The organism is Methanobacterium aggregans (genome assembly GCF_017874455.1).
Taxonomy (GTDB): Archaea; Methanobacteriota; Methanobacteria; order Methanobacteriales; family Methanobacteriaceae; genus Methanobacterium_C; species Methanobacterium_C aggregans.
In genome coordinates this window covers 101,789-120,622 of the sequence record NZ_JAGGLN010000006.1, presented here as the reverse complement: position 1 = coordinate 120,622, position 18,834 = coordinate 101,789, and the positions used below count along the sequence as shown (strand labels likewise).

The window sequence follows — 18,834 nt, the reverse complement described above, 5'->3', positions numbered from 1 at the left end:
GCATCTCCATGTATCCGGTATTGTCCCCAGTTTCCCAGGGTTATCCCAGTCCTAAGGGTAGGTTATCCACGTGTTACTGAGCCGTTTGCCACGACTCTCCGAAGAGAATCGTTCGACTTGCATGGCTTAATCGAACCCCAATAGCAGTGGCCTCCGCCAGGATCAAACGGATTTACACGTTTAAAATCAGACGGATGGTCTTAAAAAACACACTATGGAAGTATTTATAATATATATTTGGAATTAAATTTAAAAGCGGGTTTTATATGAATCACATTTTTCTTATGGAACATTGTTATCTGTCTACTTGAAATAGACAATCAAATATCACCACAAAAAAATCTACCACATAAAAAAATTTCTTTCACATACGAAAGTCCAACATCAAACAAGAACAATTCTGCTATTCGCAAAGGGTTCAAGTCCTCATACATTTCGCTACGACTGGAAAAACAGCCTTCATAGAGTGATAATTCTCACACTCCGGCCAACGCCTTAAATCGTAGCACATACTATACAGCCAAGCTGTAGATTGACAAAGATAATAGAAAATACTGCAAAAACTTGTTTCGCAGAACTTTCCTAAAATTAGAATCTTCTTAAAAACTTCCTCTTAAACTTCCAAGCCCTTAAACTTCAACTTCATCGTAGAGTCTGGAGAGGAGTTTTACAAGGGTTACAATATCTTCCCTGTTGTGTTCAACTATTGGGACTAAAGGCCCTATGTTTCCTGTTTCAAGGTAAGTTTTGTAAAAAGCCGGTACCTTACTACTTGGCACATCTCCCTGCCTTTCCATTCCAAAGAGATGTTTTTCAAGGGTTTGTAACTGACAGTTTGGAAGTTGAGCACCCCAGGCACGTCTTGAGAAGTGCATGAGGTCAAGGTGGTCCCTTGTCATCTTTTTTTTGATTCCATAGTAGTACATCCTGTTTTTTATGTAGGGAACATCAAATGTTTGACCGTTGAAGGTTACAAAAACACTTTTCTCGTGTAGGTGTGATAAAAATCCTTCAATGGCGGCATTTTCTTCATGTAAATTTCGCAGAAGGTACTGGTTAACCTCAACATCATCACCAGACATTTCTGCAACCCCTATAAGAATTAATGGAACATCTTTAAGTCCCATGGTTTCTATGTCCATAAAAACAAGATTTTCAGTTTCATGGAAAACTGATGAGCAAAGCATCAGGGGATGGGACTTGGGATACCTGCAAGATATGCATTCTGATAGTCTGGAAGCATCAGATTCATCAATGACTTCAAGTAGGGTTGATGCAGATTCCCCAAATCTAGGATGTTCAACCAGATCTCTTAGGTTCTTGTAGCCATCCTGGTTCAGAGTTCTCTCCCGTGACTCCCCAATACCATTCAACAATTTTAAATCATTTAATATCTTATTTTTAGCTTTATCCTGTTTTAGGGTGTTTAATTTGAGTGAAGTGTGGTTTGTGATCTTGTAGCAAGGGCCGTACTTTGTTTCTAACTCTTCACCATCAAAGAAATCTTCAACTGAATCTCCTTCGTGTTCCTTTAAGAGTTCTTCCTTTAATTCATGGACTTCTAAATCATTATGTGAGGGCATGTTATACTCCTTGAAATTATGAATCAATGCATGATCTTTTTTTTTGTTTATCTTGAAGATCATGTGCAAATTCTTTTAACTTTCTTTAATTTTTATATTGTTCTATGTATTTATCCCTTTAAAAATCTCTTCAGATTCCATTTTAAACTAAAAATAATAGTAAAAATAACTTATTAAACATATTAATAGAGTTATCAATTGAAAATTAATCCTTCTTCCCTATAAAAATCACTTTAAATTAATATTTACCTTAAAAGGAGTATTTTAAATTAATATACAAAATATTTATATTTGGAATGTTTGTTAAAGAATAAAAAAAATTGAATAAAAAAAAATATGTGATGGGAGAAGTATTCCTACCAACATCTTTTCCATTAAATAGTTCAAATCATTTTATTGTCCATTTTCAGTCGCTGGTCATGTACTGGTAGGCAAATGCTGCAAGTACAGCCCCCAATACAGGCCCAATCACATATATTGGGAAGTAGTTCCAGAAGTTGGTCCCTCCAAGGAGTATATCCCCTAAAAATGGTCCGAATGTCCTTGCAGGGTTCAGTGAAGATCCAGTTATGTTACCCAGGGTTGTGATTACACCTGCAACTGTGAGTCCTATGATAAGTCCTGCAAATCCGGGTGTTGCCCTTTTATCAACTGCAACACCCATTATTGCAATCATTAAAAGGAAAGTTCCAACTGCCTCTGCCACTATTGCCTGGATGTATCCAACACCCTGGAATGGTACAGTTGCACCAAGACCGCCAATGGTTACAGCACCCATCCCCAGTATTCCTGCAAGGAGCAGGCTTGCAACTGATGCTCCTGCAAGCTGTGAACCTATGTAAGGAACAACATCCCTTCCTGGGAACTTCTTAACAGACCACAAACCCAGTGTAACTGCTGGGTTTATATGAGCACCTGATACGTTGCCCAGGGCATATATGGATGCTGTTATTGCAAATCCAAATGCAAGACCAATTGCAAGCCAATCCCCCAATCCTCCAAGGGCACCTATTCCAATGTTGAATGCATTAGGAGTTGTAACACCATGGCTTATCATTAGGGTTATGGCCGCAGCCCCAGTACCCATGAAAACCAGGAAGAATGTTCCTATGAATTCTGCAAGGCACCTTTTTGTGAGGTTTGCCATTCATCCACCACCCATTGCATTGTAACACTCAGGGCACAGTATCCTTGGAAGAACTTTTTTCATTCTCTGAGCTGGGAATGGATAACCTCCCTCCCACACATCCACATCTTCCCTTACAAGGTGGTCCATACAGAGCCCCATACCACAAACTATGCACATTGCAACAGCATCAGTGTCCTTTCCTTCCTTTGCACAGATGTAACACTTCATATTATATCCTCCAACCTTTATTTTAAAAAATGTCTTAAAAAAAAGTGTTAAAAAAGTCTTTAAACTGCCTCTTTCCACTGGCAGTAATCATGTCTGAAGTCAACGAGGGATGCAGATGCACAGTCTTTGCAGACCCTTGCAGGTGAAGCTGGACTTTCCTTGTGCATTGCAATGATGTTGGTCATCATGGTGGCTGTTACAGGTTCACTTGTAAGGAGACATGGATAATCAGCAAGACGCATTAAACTTGAGAACCTTACAGATATGGCACATGCAGGATATGCATAGCGCTGAGGATTCATTAAAACCTCGTTTTGATTTAATGGTTCCAGGTCAACCTTGAATCCTGCAACGTTTGGTTCGAGTGGTTCTCCTGAGCCGTTTTTCATTCTTCTTGCCTTGTCAAGGTAGTTCCATCCCCTGTATATCATGTCCATGAAGTCACAGTTGTGGAGTTCTGCTGCTGCACCCCGGTCTGCGTAGAGCTGAACATAGTTGTGGAACCTCTCTGTTAGAAGACTTACTATCATTGGTGCGTTAAACCCATCTAATTCCAATATGTATTCAACTGCACATGCAGATGAGCCTGTTGCAAGTGATAATGGTTGATACTCACTTTTAAATGAAGGTATTGCTTTTTTGAGTGTTGATTCCATTACAGCTGTTGTTGCTTCTATAACAGCCATGATCATATCATCTTTGCACATGTTGTAGGTTGATTGGGCTATGTGGTGTGATATGTCCCCAACACAGTAAGCTGGAACTGTTACTATGTTACCGTAGTGAACTCCATCGTCAACTGCATTTTTAACTGTTTTTTCCATTTTCTTTTTGTAGTTGAGCATGTACTTGTTGACGTCAAAGGATTCATGTCCTGCTGCGTTCATGAGTTCTGTCTGAGCATCTATTGGACTTTCATATATCCTTTTTATCATATCTATTTCATTTTCAATGGCTTTTGTGAGTGTTGCTCCAGATTCTACCTGCTTTGCAAAGGTTTCTCCTATACCGTAGGATGTGTTCATACCCCATGATTTTGCTGAAAGCAGTGCCTGTTTGTGTTTCAATGGAATATCCACTCCTTTGAGTATCTGGTTTACAATGTTACTTGTGCTTCCAGGTATGAGTGCGAAGTCAACCACACATGTTGGCCCGTAGAATCCCCCATATCTACGTACAACCTCTTTGCCTATGAGTGCCTCTGATTTTCCTATGGCTTCTATAAATTTGTCTGTACTTTTTTTGAATGTTTCATCCTCTTCATACAATATTTCAAGGACTGCAGGTGTTTGGTAATGCTCCACGAATGGATCGTCTTCTGGTCTTACTGTGTCTGTGAGATTTGAGAGAGTGCTGTAGTGTGCATTAACTGAATCAACGTGCAAATCTATTACAGATTTACTTTGACCGTCTGCCACTCCCATTTTATTTACAACATCAAGATATGCTTTTGTATCCGTTACCTTAAAGTTTCCTCCCCTATTCTTCTTAATGGTTTCTACATCTGCTTTTTGAGCTGCAATAGCTTCATTTACCATTTTTTCGTATATCTCAAACATTTTATCACCATGGAGTTCTTATGATCCATCTCCAACATATATTTTGCCATATTTTTAATAGTAATCTATTTGCACCCCAAAGTTAATACTTATGGAGGGAAGAAGAATTCTCAATCCAAAAATCATAGGTTCAAGATATATTCTCCATTTTTCATGCTATTTTTAATATATTGCCCTTTGAAATTTATAATAGGTTAATAACCCGCTTTGTCAAAAAATAAACTATATAAAAGGAGATAAAATAAATATTAATTATGGGTCCTGAACAATTTCTTTTACTGGGTTCACTCCTACTTTTTATAAGCATAGTCCTAAGCAAAACATCCCACAGGTTGGGAGTTCCATCACTCCTCTTCTTCCTTTTAATAGGGATGCTTGCGGGTTCTGAAGGAATAGGTGGAATCTATTTTGATGACCCATACATAGTGCAGTTTGTAGGAATAATTGCACTGATCTTCATTCTCTTTTCAGGAGGATTAGATACAAAATGGGGAGATGTGAAACCTGTGCTCTGGAAGGGTGTGGGCCTTTCAACAGTAGGCGTTTTAATAACAAGCTTGACTGTTGGATTTTTCATTAATTGGGTTACAGGATTCCCAATTATGGAATCCTTCCTGATTGGTTCAATCATATCCTCAACTGATGCAGCTGCTGTTTTTTCTATTTTCCGATCCAAAAAATCAGGCCTGAAAAACAATTTAGAACACCTTCTGGAGCTTGAAAGTGGAAGTAACGATCCAATGGCTTACTTTTTAACAGTGACCATTATATTCCTGATACTCAATCCTGAAACTTCCCTCCCTGCAATGGTAATGTCCCTAATACAGTCCATTGGTCTTGGGGTGCTTCTGGGTATTCTCTCTGGAAAGGGTATGGTGGAAATAATAAACAGGATCAAACTTCACCTTGAAGGACTTTACCCTGTTCTCACAATTGCATTAGCGATTTTAATCTTCTCTTTAACCAATTATGTGGGCGGAAATGGTTATTTGAGTGTTTACATTGCAGCTTTGATCCTTGGAAATAGTGATTTTGTCCATAAAAAAGAGCAGATTCAGTTTCACGATGGTATGGCCCTACTCATGCAGATCATCATGTTTTTAACACTTGGACTTCTTGTATTCCCCTCTCAAATGATACCAGTTATGGGTGTGGGAATTTTAATCTCCCTCTTTTTGATTCTGGTTGCACGTCCCCTTGCAGTCTTTATATGTCTTTCACCATTCAGGGTTGGATTTAAAGACCAGATATTCATTTCATGGGTTGGTATCAAGGGTGCTGTTCCCATAATACTCGCCACGTACCCCATAGTTGCAGGAGTAACTGGTGCAGACCTGATATTCAACGTTGTCTTCTTCATAACAATAACATCTGCCCTCATACAGGGTTCAACCATCAACACCGCTGCAAAGTACCTTGGGTTATCTGAAGAACCTGAATAAAATGGGACAAGATTTTTAAAATTTATTCTGAAAATTTTTATCCCCAAAAAAGTGAATAAAGATTGGAGGCAATCGTTTCATTGATTTTCGAGTGAGTATATGTAGATCTAACCATTTTCAACTGTTCAACGTATAGATTTATATATTATTCCTTTAATAATTATTGTTTAACTGATCTTAAAAAATTATGCCATCCATGGGTATTTTATAAGACGAAGTAGGAGTTTGGTGATATGCAGAGAACACTCGTTGTTTATGAGAGCAGATACGGTTCAACCAGAGTTGTTGCCAAAACCATTGCATTGATCCTGGGACCTGCAGTACACTGCGTTGTTGATGAGTTCAAAACTGAATATCAGGACTTTGACTTCGTTGTTTTAGGCTCTCCAATCTACAGGGGAGATGTTGACCCAAAGATCAGAGGATTCATTAATGAAAATCGTGACTGGCTCTCCGAAAAACCAGTGGCCCTTTTCTGCACGTGCATAGACCGTAAGGGAGGTATTGAAAACCTTAAAACCCTTGAGAAGCTTTTTGGAAACAATATTGTGAGTAAAGATACCATCGGCGGCCGGTTGAAGCTGAACAACCTTGATCTGGAGGATTATAAGACCCTTGAATCCTTCCTGAAACAAGCTGACCTTCCATTTGAGGATATGGATTTCTTCAGCATGGAAGAGGTGATAGAGTACTCCCTTGAACTTAAAAATCTCAAGGAAGATCTTGTAAAAAGGTTGGATCCCTCAAAGCTCAGGGTTTACGTGGAAGATTTTCTCCTATCCCACAACACCTGCACACTTGCCACATCATTTAAAAACAGGGTCAGGGCAACTCCACTGGAATACTTCTACAGTGATGGATTCATTTACATCTTAACAGAGGGTGGGGAAAAATTTGCCAATTTAATCATGAACCAGAATGTTTCCCTTGCAATCCACGACCCCTACAATGGAATGGCAAGCCTTGCAGGGATGCAGATAACTGGAAAATGTGATATAATCCAGAAATCAAGCAGTGAATACTGGGATATAATTGATTTAAAGGGGATTAATCGGACTGTTATTGAATCTCTGCCTGTGGATATGAATATAATAAAAATAGGTTTAAAAAGGGTTGAATTTCTTTACCACAAATTCAGAAAGGGAGGTTGGGACACAAAACAGATATTAACATTTTAAATCAGATTTAACTTATTTTTAACCTTTTATAACCCCAGTTCCTAACTGACTCTTCTTTTTTATGGAGAAAAATTTTAAAATCCAAATTTTGGATTAAAATTTAATTTAAAGAGGATTAAATCCTCCCAAACACTTGCAGATTCTGAATTCATACTCTTGCCAGTTGTACTGGTTGCAGCCCACATATTATACAACCAGGATATATGCATAAATTGGTAAAAGTTATGTTTTGCCAGTTTAAGTTAAATGCTCAAAAGGAAAATTTAAAAACTATCAAAGATTAACTTTGTAGGATACACCAAATCCTTGAAAGTTGTATGTTTTTCATGTTTTCGATACTATCAATCCAGAAAATGTTGAAAATTACTGTAAATCAATGAACACCCCTAGATATTAACACAGATAATAGATAATTCATTCAAGTTTTAACCATGCCTTTTGGAATCATATTACAGAATGCAACACAAGCCCACCACCCAACTTCTGTATGAGTTTTTTATATTTTAATATTAAATCATTGGATGCTATTTTTTAAATGTAGATCAGAAAATGAACTTTTTTTATGCAAGTATAGAAAATTTTTAATAATAATTATCAATATAGATACAAAATTTTAATAGTAACGATCAACAGAAATAAAAGGTTTTAATAATAAATATCAACATAATTATTATTAAGTGATAGGCTTCTAGTTTCAATACTGAAACTGAATGTAGATGGATTCGTTGGAGAGTAGAAAAAGATGAAAACATCAGATGAAGTGCTTGATAAAGATGTATAGACGAATCTGGAGACCAAATAAGGTTAGTAAAAGATGTAGAATGGAATTTTGAAACCAACCAAGTGAAGTCCATTATTTTAAAAAAAGGGGGATATCAGCAAAAATGGGATTAAGCAATAACAAAATAATACACCATGAGATGATTGAAGTTATTGGGATAAAGTTCTAATTAAAGGCAGAGTTTTCAAGAAGGGGTAATCAGTTGCATTTTGAAAATGTAATTTACTTAATTTATACATTAAATAAAAAAATTTGAGGGGATAAAATGGTAAATAACGAAAAAGCAAAACAAAAAGTAGGTAACCTTAAATCAAGTGCTTCTGAAAAAAAAGAGGATGTTACCAGTAAAATAAATGAAATGAAAGAAGATATCGGAAATAAAACCGAAGATATGGAAAAAGAAGCAAAACAAAAAGTAGGTAACCTTAAATCAAGTGCTTCTGAAAAAAAAGAGGATGTTACCAGTGGAATGCATGAAATGAAAGAAGATGTAAAGGAAAAAACCGAAGATATGCAAGAAGAAGCTGGGAAAAAAAAGACACAGGCAGAGAAGTTGTTGAATGATATAATGGACACTATTAAAGTTAAACAAGAAGAAGTTGGGAAAACTCTATCAAGTTACACAACAGCTCTCCAAAAACCAGCAGCAGATATTATTGAAACCAAAGACAACATAATAATAAAAATTGACCTTCCAGGTGTGATGAAGGAAGATATTGATATTGGAATTGCAGGTGAAAGTGTAGATATCACTGCAAAGTTCGAAGAGGAAATTGAAGGGGAAGATATCAACTACATCCAAAAAGAGAGAAGCTACGGTGAAACAAAGAGGACACTAACACTTCCATCGGAAATAAAGGTTAAAGAAGCATCAGCCATATTCGAAGACGCTGTTTTAACCATTAAACTGCCTAAACCAGGAAAAAAGGTGCATAAAATCAATATCAACTAATTTTCTTTTTTTAATGGGAATGGTTTTCCATTTCCCATTGATGAGTGCCGGCCTGTGGTTGAAGGTTAATTGTTAATCCCATAAAATGTTAAAATACAAACAGATTTGACAATTTTTTAATGAAAAAAACTGGGAATATCGTATTTTCTTCGTTAAACTGTCCTTTGCTACCCCACGGGATAAGTAAAATAGAGTTACTTCATTATAGGCCTCTATCCTTTGCTCTACAGCAGGACAATTTTAAGTTTTGAGTCTATTTCGTTATAGTCTTATATCCCATTCTTTACAGTCAGGATAATTTTGAGTTCTTAATAAACTTCGTTATAGTCTTCTATAACGAAGTAAATATTCATGTAAATTTCATTCAAAAATTACTATTAAAGGTTATTTTCACTCTAAAGATGCTCGCGAATATTATATAATTTAAAAAAACATACTTACCTATTTAAACTTACTTTAAGAATTAATGCAAGCTTTAAAATAAGTTTTTTTTGAATTATTTTTGTACACTCTAAATATGGGTAATACCCATGTTTTTAGTATATCTTGAAGAGGTTTACTGATCTTTCAAAAAAAAGAAGGGACAACCCACCATAACACAAACACGTACCCAAAATGAGTTTTCTAGGTTTATTAACCTGTTTAAACTCAAAAAAATACTGCAAAGAAATTTAACAGGGAAAATAGAACAGTTATGTTGTTTAAAAATGTTGTTTAAAATTTACAGGAATAAATACAATTATATCTAATTTAAGGACATAATTAATATTAATTTACATAAATTCATTTAAGGAGTTTCCAATGAAAATAGTGGTTTTTTCAGATCTCCATGCTAACAAGCAAAGTCTTCAGGATATAGAACCAGAATTAAAAGATGCAGATTTAAGCATCTTTTGTGGAGATATTCTGGGTTATGGGCAGGATCTAGAAGATTGTATTGATTTTATTTTCCACCATGTGGATTTGGTAGTTTTAGGAAATCATGACCGTATGTCCATTACTCAAGAGAATCTGAATAATCAGCATCCTTTAGTTCGTGATTCCATCGAATATACTCGTAAAAGACTTTCTGATGAACAAATACTGTTATTATCATCTTTAAAACCAGAAATTTATTTTGAAAATATGTACATAATCCATTCCTTGGGGGATGATTATTTACGGTCTGAAAAAGATTTAATGCGCTTAATTAATCACACCTCCTCAGAGATTAAATATATCTTTTTTGGGCATACCCATGAAAAGGCTTTTTTTGAACATAATGGAAAGACCATTATCAACCCAGGTTCAATTACCAAAGGTAGAAATGGATTTAAAAGAGGATATGTACAAATAGATGATGATGAAATAAAATTCATTGATCTGGAGGACATATTATGAAGGTGGCAGTTACAGGAGTGGGTGGAGGAGTCGGGCAAAGCATAATAAAAGCATTGAATGATACCACTCATGAGTTAGTTGGAATTGATAGTGACTTGCTGGGAGCTGGATTGTATGGGGTGCCCTGTGCCTATTTAGGACATTATGCTAATAAACCTCAATTTATCCCCCGCCTTCAAGAAATATGTGAAGAAGAGGAGTGTGAAGTACTTTTTCCAGGTTTAGATGCAGAACTTCCTTATTTGGCAAGAAATAAGAAAAAGATGGAAAGAAAAACCTCCTTAACTGTGATGGTCAGTGACCCGTCAGTGGTTGAAATTGCAGATGATAAACTTGAAACTTATTATTTTTTAGAAAAAAATGGGTTTCCTGCTTTAGAGACCTACAACCTTTTGGATTATAATGGAGAACTGAATTTTCCAGTTGTAGTAAAACCTAGAAAAGGAGGGGCTCGATCCGTAGATAAAACTGTTATCAAAGATAATAAAACATTGGAAAGTCTCCAGCAATCATCAGAAGCAGATAAATTCGTAATTCAGGAATATGCACAGGGAACTGAGTACACCTGTGGCACGGTATCCCTTGATGGAGATTTTTTAGGCCCCATAATTATGAAACGTCAGCTTAGATGTGGAGATACTTATAAAGCATTCGTTATCAAAGATGATCCATTAGAAAATCATTTGAAAGAAGTGATTGAGGTTCTTAATCCCTATGGACCATGTAATGTGCAATTACGAATGGATGAAGATGTTCCTTATATTTTTGAATTCAATGCCCGTTGTTCAGGAACTACGGCCAGTCGGGCACTAGCTGGATTCAATGAACCTGCCATGGTATGTGATTATATCCAGGGAAAAACACCCCAGTATGACATTAAAGATATGGTTATTTTAAGGTACTGGAATGAACTGGTGGTGGAATATGCTCAGATAGAAAACATGGGACTGAACAAGCATGTGTATTCCAGACGTAAGTTATAATTTTACTTTCTGGAGATTCAAATCTCCCTATTTTTAAGTAGTTACAGCCCACTGGACGTGGTCATTAAACCTAGAATCAACAGTTCTTCCTGCAGATGGATCATAAGTATATTCACAAACCTTACCGGTATGGATCCAGCTCTAACCTACTAATAGATGCATCAACAATTTCAAAAAAAGTAGGGTTTATATTTAAATTTATCTAATTCTAGAGATGTGTGAACTGTTATATAATACTTCATACATAAAATATAGATAATCAGTGAAAAGAAATAGGTAGGATTAACGAAATAAACAGCTCCAAATGATCATTAAAAATCATTACCTTATTTCATAATATTGGTATAATATCTATTATCCCCTTTATTGGAGTGGGTTTATTCCTGATAATTTTCAAGCTTACATCTTTGATTTAATATCAATTGGGGGGAGATATTTGAAAAGAACAGGAATGGTAGGTCTTTTGACCGCCATAATGGTATTAGCTACAGTCTCTACGGCCGTAGCTTGTGATATAGATATTAAACCTTGGAGTGATCCCAACGCCATTAATATCAAAAGTAATGGCGTGGTAGCTGTAGCTATTTTAACTGAAAACGGTTTTGATGCATGTTGGGTGGACCCCAGTACTATAAGGTTTGCTGGAGCCAGTCCAGTGCGTTGGGCTTATGAAGATGTGGACTTTGATGGAGATATTGATTTAATCTGCCACTTCAATAAGCAAGATTTAGGTCTCAATTCTGATTCCACATCCGCTAACTTAGAGTGCTGGACCTATCCTGATTGTCCATGGGGTCACTACTACTTCTGGGCTGAGGACTCTGTAAAAATTGTAGGGGGATAGATTAAAAAAATCTATTTCCTAATACTTTTTTCAGGAGGGTCAAAAATGGCAAATTCTCATCCATTGAAGAATATTGTGGATTATTTATTTTTAAAATACCCTATAAATGATTTATACAATCATAACACCACTACTAAAGCTAAATATTTTCAAGATAACTATATTCCAGATATAATAGAAGGTATGTTAGATTTAGATTCCCAGGATTTGGAGTCTGAGGCTGAAATTCAAATCAGTACCGAAGTTTCAAATGAAAATCACATTAATGTTACCCTTCCAGATTTACCTGATATAAATGAATATGTACATTATTTAGAGGAGATATGGGATAGTAAATGGTTAACCAATGATGGGCAGTTTGTACAGTTACTGGAAAAAAAACTAAAGGAATTCATGGGTTTAAAAAAGTTTTTACTTGTTTCTAATGGTACTTTAGCCCTACAAATTGCTTTAAAAGTCCTGAATATAAAGGGCAGTGTTATTACAACACCTTTCACCTTCGCTGCCACCACCAATTCCTTACTATGGGAAGGATTAAATCCAATTTTTGCAGACATCCATCCTGAAACATTTAACATTGACCCCCGGGATGTGGAGCGGAAAATCACCCCTGATACTTCAGCCATAATGGCAGTACATACCTATGGTAATCCCTGTGATGTTGAGGTCATTGAGGAGATTGCAGAGGATAAGGATCTCATGGTTATCTATGATGGTGCTCATGCCTTTAATGTCCAGTACAAGAATCGTTCAATTTTTTCCTACGGGGACATATCCACCTTGAGCTTCCATGCTACCAAGGCTTTCCACACCATTGAGGGAGGGGCTCTGGTAACCCATGATCTTGAAGTGGAGGAAAAAATTAAATTGATTCGTAACCATGGTATTGACACTTCCCTAGAAGAAGTGATTTTACCCGGTACCAATGCCAAAATGAATGAATTTCAGGCCATAATGGGACTATGTAACCTTAAAAATATAGAAAAAAATATTCAAATACGTAAACTTATCTACGAGTGTTACGTGGAGAATCTGCAAGATCTGGATGTAAAATTCCAAAAAATTCAGGCTTCCCAGTACAATTATGCCTACATGCCAGTTTGTTTTGAGGATGAGAAAACAAGGAACCAGGTACAATTAACCCTGTCACAAAGGGGTTACTATCCACGTAAATACTTCTATCCACTAACTGCGGATTTTGAATACTTTAAAAATAAATCAAACGATTTGAACAGGAAATATGATTTAAAAACAGCCACTGATGTTTCTAACAGCATACTGTGCCTACCTTTATACCCGACCCTGTCTTTAGTGGATACTTATAAAATTATAAATATTATTCGGGAGGTTGTAAGTTAAACATCCTTCTGTTTACATTTGGCTTTACTAAAAATTTAAATCTGCCAAAAAGAGGGGATTCTTTTATAAAATTGATAAGGCCCATACCTTCTGTCCAATTGTAGGGGCATGAAGTACTGTTTTATCAATTAGTTGTTACTTCTTTTTTATAATTTCTATTTGGGGGGATGGAATGGATGATCTTCGAGTTTCAATAGTTATTTTGAATTGGAATGGGTGGAAAGATACATTGGAATGTTTGGATTCACTTTGGGAAATCAGTTATCCCAATTATGATATAATAATTGTTGACAATGATTCCTACGATGATTCCGTTCTAAAAATAAGGAAATACTTGGAGCTGGTATTTGACACAGATGATAACCTAAAAAAACATTTTGAAGTAAAAGAAATTTTCCAGGCGAATTTATCAACGGCTGAACCTGATGACTCCACTAAAAATGAGGTAACTATTATTAAAGCCCGGGAAAATTTGGGTTTTTCCTGTGGAAACAATCTGGGTATTGAATACGCCTTGAAGTTCACTGAGCCAGATTATATTTTGCTTTTGAATAATGATACCGTGGTAAAAAATGATTTTTTAAATGGACTTCTGGCCCCTACTATGGTCTATGAAGGGGTGGCAGTGGTAGGTCCTAAAACCTGTTACTTCCCTGAAAAAGATTACATCAATTCTGCTGGTGCACAAATGAAATGGCCCTTAGGTATAGCCCAAAATAGGGGCATAGGCGAACTGGATCAGGGACAATATGATGAAACCCATGAAGTGGATTCTGTACTGGGGGCATGTATGTTAATTAAGTCCCATGTTATTGAGGAGGTGGGAATGCTGGATTCTAATTTTTTCTTAATGCTTGAAGAAACAGATTTCTGTTTAAGGGTGGTTAAAGCCGGCTATAAAATATTTTACCAACCTTCCTCCATAATATACCATAAAGAGAGATTTTCTAGTAGATTGAGCCAACTCTCACTTTACTATTCCTACAGGAACCGCCTTATAATGTTGAAAAAACATGTATCCATGTCTAAAATGGTTGTTTATAGTAATCTGATCTTCTTTAGAGCTTTAATGGATGCTATGGACTTCTGGATCAGAGGTGATTGGAGACTATCATGGGCAATAATAAGGGGTTACTATGCTGGTTGGAAGTTTTAGATAATTTAATATTTCTTTATTCTCAAAAAAAGCAGCAAAACAAATTTAACAAGTAATTTTTCGTACTCTTCATGTATGGTATCAAATTTTTTTACCCCTTCCATTAAAAGTACGTGTAGATCTTTATAATCAATTTTTGTACCATCTGATAGTATCGTTGCTTTTTTTAGAGTGTTCACCATGGCCCATCATTGAAAATGCCACAGTTTTTAGTTCAGAGAGGAACCATTACAATCACTGATTCCATCAAGCACAAGGTTGTAATAATGAAATATGAAAATTTGCATTGTTTCACATGCAAACAGAGCATTTCAAAGCATTCGGCGAAGCTATTGAAAACATCGTGGCTGAAGAAATGGATATTGCTGTTTATTCAGCTGAGGAAGTATAATTCAATGAATATTTCCTCTTTTTGTTACTCTGAACTTCCTTGTATTTTGATTTTTTAAGTATTAACAAATAAAAAGAGTGAGTATCCCCATGTTACTCCTGGGGACTTTGGAACAGTTGATTTCTCAATGGTTTTAAGGTTTTGAAAGATGCCAGCGTGGACTGTATTCCTTCTCATAACCAGATACTCCATCGTAATCAACACCAGTTACTGAGGATGTTAATTCTGCACCTTGAGCATGTTTTGGGTTGTATTCAAGCACACCCCATTGGCCTGAGGATGGATCGTAGTTCAGCCATGTTTTGTAGTACCATTTATATGCATAGTTTGAACCATAAATACCTGTGGGCATGAACCAGCCGCTGATGGTGTTTTTGGTTACTGTTACCCTTGCAGTTTTGGTTACAACTCTTTTTGCACTGGCCTTGTCATTCGCACTGGAATTTAATGAAGAGTTAACTTCAACTCCATTCTCTGAAGATTTTGGTAGGGTGTTGTTTAAAACCTGTCCTAAGGATCTTGCCATATGGGTTGTTGTCCATGTGTTGTCTATTTCAGAATCTGTGGAACTGTTTTCAGTCCCGTCTTTGTAGTGACTGTAGGATCCATTGATTGCCCGTGTGTAGTAGCCCTGATCCTGGAACCATGGCTGTACTTTGGCCACGTTGTACATGCTTGCTTCTGTTTTCAGGTTGTTATCTGCAACAGTTTTTGTTTCATTGGTATTTTTAGTAAAATTTTCTTTTAAACTATCTTTTACAATATCACTTGTTTGAACAGCACCTGCAAAGGGCAGGACACTGAATATCACACACAACGAGAATACCGCTGCATATGTCCTTTTTCTATTAATTGTACCGCCTCCACGTTCTAAATTCCTAAAGGTTATTTTAGAACTTTTTTTGGTACTTCCTTTAATCACTTCAACATGATATATAAAGATTGGGATTCATTTTATAAAAAACAGGGCATATTGGGCTCTTTTTTTAATTTAAAAGCCTCTGAGAAGGTATTAAAATCATGGCGGCGGGATCAGTTTTCTCAGTTTGTAATTTAAGCAAAAAGGCGTTATTCAAAGTGTATTCCTAAAAAAAAGGGTTCATCAAATGATTCTTCTTCAGCCCATGTAACTTGGTAAGATACCTGAAGTTCCAACATTGATTAATAATTTCAAGTTACAATTAATTGAGGATCAATTTAGAAATAGGGGCAGTTCTATTTGAATTAAGAGTTTTTGGGGCATTTAAACTGATTTTTGAATATTTTCCATGAACTGGATAAAAATAGTTAAAAATTTTCTAAAATCTAAAAGGTCAGATCAGTACAATGAATTATACCTAGTAATGGTAGTACAATAATTTATACTAGTACAGTTAATTGAACTAAAAGAAATTTGAAAAGTAGGGATTTTCTTATTTTTTATCCTTCTTCTTTTCAATAACTTCTTCATAGGTTTCAAGAAGAATCTTCTCCTTGAAGTTCAGGGCTTCACCCTTCCCTTCAAGTTCATCATGCCTTTTTTCAAGTTTTTCAATCTCTGCCTGGTTCAAAAGGTCCTCATATTTTTCATCCAGTTTTTCCTGCTCTTTTTTGATGCGTTTCTCATCCTTTTTCAGGTACTTGAACCCCATGTTAATTCACTCCCATACTGAAAACTTGTTATTATAATCTGTCCCTTTTTATATTAATAGTGAGGGGTTTAAATTCATGGACGAAAGGTTTTCTGATATTTTTATAGATGATCTAATTTTTTTTAACCTTAAAATGTATTTAAAATAATGAAAATTAATTTTAGACTGTTTTAATCATTTTCATTTTTGAATGATCTTATCTCAGGAACATGAAGTATTTAATAATACTTATTTTAGTAAAATTAATAAAATATAAGTAATTGTATTACTTAACTAAGTTGTAGTAATACAAATGAGGTGATAAGCACATGAATAGAATTGCAGCCCTGCTGATTGCAACCGTGATACTCTGTACAACACCCTCCATAGCAGTTGCAGTTTCTGCAGATTCACAGAACAGCAATATGGTAAATGTAAAGGGTAAAGGAACTGATTCAGAGCTTGAAATTCCCATTGAAAATGAAACCGCAGAGTTGACAGCTCTGAGTGAAGAGAAGGTTAGGTTAGACCTGGGCCAAGAGGATAACAGCTCCATGAACACATCAGAAGAGCAGATCAATGAATCGTTATCTGATGTTCCCAGTAACACAACAGGCGTTGTTATGCAAACAACCAACTACACCTGCGGACCTGCATCCCTTGCAACCGCCCTGAACAACATGGGGCTCAATGCAACAGAACTGGAACTTGCAGCTCTTGCGGGTACTGATGAGAATGGAACAACCATGTACGGACTGCTTCAGGCAGCAAGATCCAAAGGTTTAAATGCAACAGGTATGAAAATATCATCAAATGATCTTAAAAGTAATAATATTGTGTACATGACTGTGAACGGAGGAGCCCACTACAGTGTGATACGCGATATAAACAATGAAACAGTCCTCCTTGCAGATCCAAGCCTTGGAAACATTAACCTAACCCGTGAAGAGTTCGAAGAAGAGTACAACGGCTACGCACTGGTTGTGGATGATCCCAGAACCTGTGATATGGAAAGATCTGCAGTTAACACTGAAAATGATCCAGAAAAATCCTCAAGTGACAGTGCACCAGAAACCCCTGAAGATACCTGCAACGATACAGATTCAACCCTTGCAAACCCCCAGAACAGGACTCTGAGCCAGGATGAAATGATGGGGATAAAGGGTAAGAACTGGAAGTACCGTATCAATAAGAAAATGAAAAAGAAGAAAAAATGGAAGAAAAAAGCATGGTACAATAGGAGTTTCAATTTTTGGAAAATTTATTACTATGGAGCACATTGTGCACAAATCATTGGAGGATTAGGAGTTGTACATCCCGCTGGAAGAGTTGCATTTGTTTTAGGATATACTTACCTAAATACTGTGGGAAAAAAGCATGTAAATGAAGGTTGGTGGTTATACGGCATTACTTAATTCTTTATAACCCTTAATTCATTTTTTTAAGTTAAATAATTGTACATAACTAAAATGTAAGTAAATTCTAAATTTACTCTAAAAACTAACTAAGAATTAATATTAATAAAAAGAGAGGAGATTTAATGTTTAATATTGAAAATAAAGATTTTTCACCAGGAATAATAATCTTTGGAGCCTTAATATTGTTAATAGCCCTGATACCCTTGGATAAACCAGTTACACTCACAATATTTGGAATTATCTTTGGAATTTACAGCATCTTACTTGGAATTATGAGGAGATACTTCAATGTTTTAACAATTTCAATGGGCACAGTGCTTTTAATATGCATTTTAGCTGTATCTGCCCTTGAAAAGGCTCCCCTTGATACTTTCTACTTGATCCTATCCTTCCTTTTCATAGGTAGTGGAATCTTGAAGTATCTGGGTTACATACCTGAAAAATGGTTGAATTAAAGATATTTTAATTAATAAGTGGTTAAAAATGGTTAAATTTAAAAACAAAGAAGTTTCACCATGGTTAGTTATATTAGGACTATTTATGGTCTCAGTAGCCTTAATTCCAGGGCCTTTCACACTTACAACCATCCTCATTATCATCCTTGGAATCTACTTCATAGTTTCAGGACTCCTTAACAAACATCATGAGGATACTCTTGCAATTTTAATGGGAATCTCCCTTTTAACATGCACCTTGATCTGGACTTCAGTAGAAGGGACTGATATTACAAACTACTCCAACATGACCTACATTATCATTGCATTAATCACCATAATCCTGGGGATTCTGGGATGGCTGGGATTGATTCCAGAGTGGTTCAGATCCCTTGGGAGATGAGTTT

Annotated in this window: 17 protein-coding genes and 1 rRNA gene; 11 read left to right on the top strand and 7 right to left on the bottom strand. The window is 36.0% G+C overall.

The genetic code is table 11. The features are described 5' to 3' along the window. The 5 genes from J2756_RS09935 to J2756_RS09915 form a co-directional block, all read right to left on the bottom strand. Positions 1-173, bottom strand: a 16S ribosomal RNA gene (locus tag J2756_RS09935); the annotation flags it as partial. A gap of 456 nt (positions 174-629) precedes the next feature. Then, a complete protein-coding gene (locus J2756_RS09930) occupies positions 630-1,583 on the bottom strand; it encodes a ribonuclease H-like domain-containing protein (RefSeq protein ID WP_209585210.1) in 954 nt (317 codons plus the stop codon). Between the two features lie 406 nt (positions 1,584-1,989). Continuing rightward, positions 1,990-2,730, bottom strand: coding sequence for an MIP/aquaporin family protein (locus tag J2756_RS09925; RefSeq protein WP_209585208.1), 741 nt, complete (start codon positions 2,728-2,730; stop codon positions 1,990-1,992). Further along, positions 2,731-2,940 carry a DUF2180 family protein gene (locus tag J2756_RS09920; RefSeq protein WP_209585206.1) on the bottom strand — a complete coding sequence of 70 codons (210 nt, stop codon included), beginning with the start codon at positions 2,938-2,940 and terminating at the stop codon, positions 2,731-2,733. It lies immediately after the preceding gene. Between the two features lie 59 nt (positions 2,941-2,999). Beyond that, positions 3,000-4,499, bottom strand: a complete 1,500-nt coding sequence (locus J2756_RS09915) for a DUF2193 domain-containing protein (RefSeq protein ID WP_209585204.1) — start codon at positions 4,497-4,499, stop codon at positions 3,000-3,002. A gap of 254 nt (positions 4,500-4,753) precedes the next feature. Between J2756_RS09915 and J2756_RS09910 the strand changes: the two genes are divergently transcribed. The 8 genes from J2756_RS09910 to J2756_RS09875 all read left to right on the top strand — a co-directional run bounded on the left by J2756_RS09910 (position 4,754) and on the right by J2756_RS09875 (position 14,574). Continuing rightward, complete coding sequence (locus tag J2756_RS09910) at positions 4,754-5,941, top strand: potassium/proton antiporter (protein WP_209585201.1); 1,188 nt, start codon at positions 4,754-4,756, stop codon at positions 5,939-5,941. 233 nt (positions 5,942-6,174) lie between these two features. Next, positions 6,175-7,119 carry a flavodoxin domain-containing protein gene (locus tag J2756_RS09905; RefSeq protein WP_209585199.1) on the top strand — a complete coding sequence of 315 codons (945 nt, stop codon included), beginning with the start codon at positions 6,175-6,177 and terminating at the stop codon, positions 7,117-7,119. Positions 7,120-8,165: 1,046 nt separating this feature from the next. Continuing rightward, positions 8,166-8,852, top strand: a complete 687-nt coding sequence (locus J2756_RS09900; protein ID WP_245316030.1) for an Hsp20/alpha crystallin family protein — start codon at positions 8,166-8,168, stop codon at positions 8,850-8,852. An 801-nt stretch (positions 8,853-9,653) separates the two neighbouring features. Further along, a complete protein-coding gene (locus tag J2756_RS09895; RefSeq protein WP_209585197.1) occupies positions 9,654-10,232 on the top strand; it encodes a metallophosphoesterase family protein in 579 nt (192 codons plus the stop codon). Beyond that, entirely contained in the window at positions 10,229-11,215 is a 987-nt protein-coding gene (locus J2756_RS09890) for an ATP-grasp domain-containing protein (protein ID WP_209585195.1), read from the top strand. The genes J2756_RS09895 and J2756_RS09890 overlap by 4 nt, the downstream gene beginning before the upstream one ends. A gap of 568 nt (positions 11,216-11,783) precedes the next feature. Further along, a complete protein-coding gene (locus J2756_RS09885; protein WP_209585193.1) occupies positions 11,784-12,059 on the top strand; it encodes a hypothetical protein in 276 nt (91 codons plus the stop codon). Positions 12,060-12,242: 183 nt separating this feature from the next. After that, the gene (locus tag J2756_RS09880) at positions 12,243-13,418 is read left to right on the top strand and encodes a DegT/DnrJ/EryC1/StrS family aminotransferase (RefSeq protein ID WP_209585191.1); all 1,176 of its coding nucleotides are present in this window, start codon (positions 12,243-12,245) and stop codon (positions 13,416-13,418) included. A 172-nt stretch (positions 13,419-13,590) separates the two neighbouring features. Then, positions 13,591-14,574 (top strand): glycosyltransferase family 2 protein, encoded by a 984-nt coding sequence (locus J2756_RS09875; protein WP_209585190.1) that lies wholly within the window; start codon positions 13,591-13,593, stop codon positions 14,572-14,574. A 524-nt stretch (positions 14,575-15,098) separates the two neighbouring features. Here J2756_RS09875 and J2756_RS09865 read toward each other — a convergent pair. Further along, positions 15,099-15,887, bottom strand: coding sequence for a peptidoglycan-binding protein (locus J2756_RS09865; protein ID WP_342593132.1), 789 nt, complete (start codon positions 15,885-15,887; stop codon positions 15,099-15,101). A gap of 490 nt (positions 15,888-16,377) precedes the next feature. Next, complete coding sequence (locus tag J2756_RS09860) at positions 16,378-16,596, bottom strand: hypothetical protein (protein ID WP_209585188.1); 219 nt, start codon at positions 16,594-16,596, stop codon at positions 16,378-16,380. 308 nt (positions 16,597-16,904) lie between these two features. Between J2756_RS09860 and J2756_RS09855 the strand changes: the two genes are divergently transcribed. From J2756_RS09855 to J2756_RS09845, 3 genes are all read left to right on the top strand, one after another. Next, the gene (locus J2756_RS09855; RefSeq protein WP_245316029.1) at positions 16,905-17,990 is read left to right on the top strand and encodes a C39 family peptidase; all 1,086 of its coding nucleotides are present in this window, start codon (positions 16,905-16,907) and stop codon (positions 17,988-17,990) included. A gap of 125 nt (positions 17,991-18,115) precedes the next feature. After that, the gene (locus tag J2756_RS09850; protein WP_209585185.1) at positions 18,116-18,448 is read left to right on the top strand and encodes a hypothetical protein; all 333 of its coding nucleotides are present in this window, start codon (positions 18,116-18,118) and stop codon (positions 18,446-18,448) included. A gap of 28 nt (positions 18,449-18,476) precedes the next feature. Then, a complete protein-coding gene (locus J2756_RS09845) occupies positions 18,477-18,830 on the top strand; it encodes a hypothetical protein (RefSeq protein WP_209585184.1) in 354 nt (117 codons plus the stop codon). Positions 18,831-18,834: the final 4 nt, after the last annotated feature.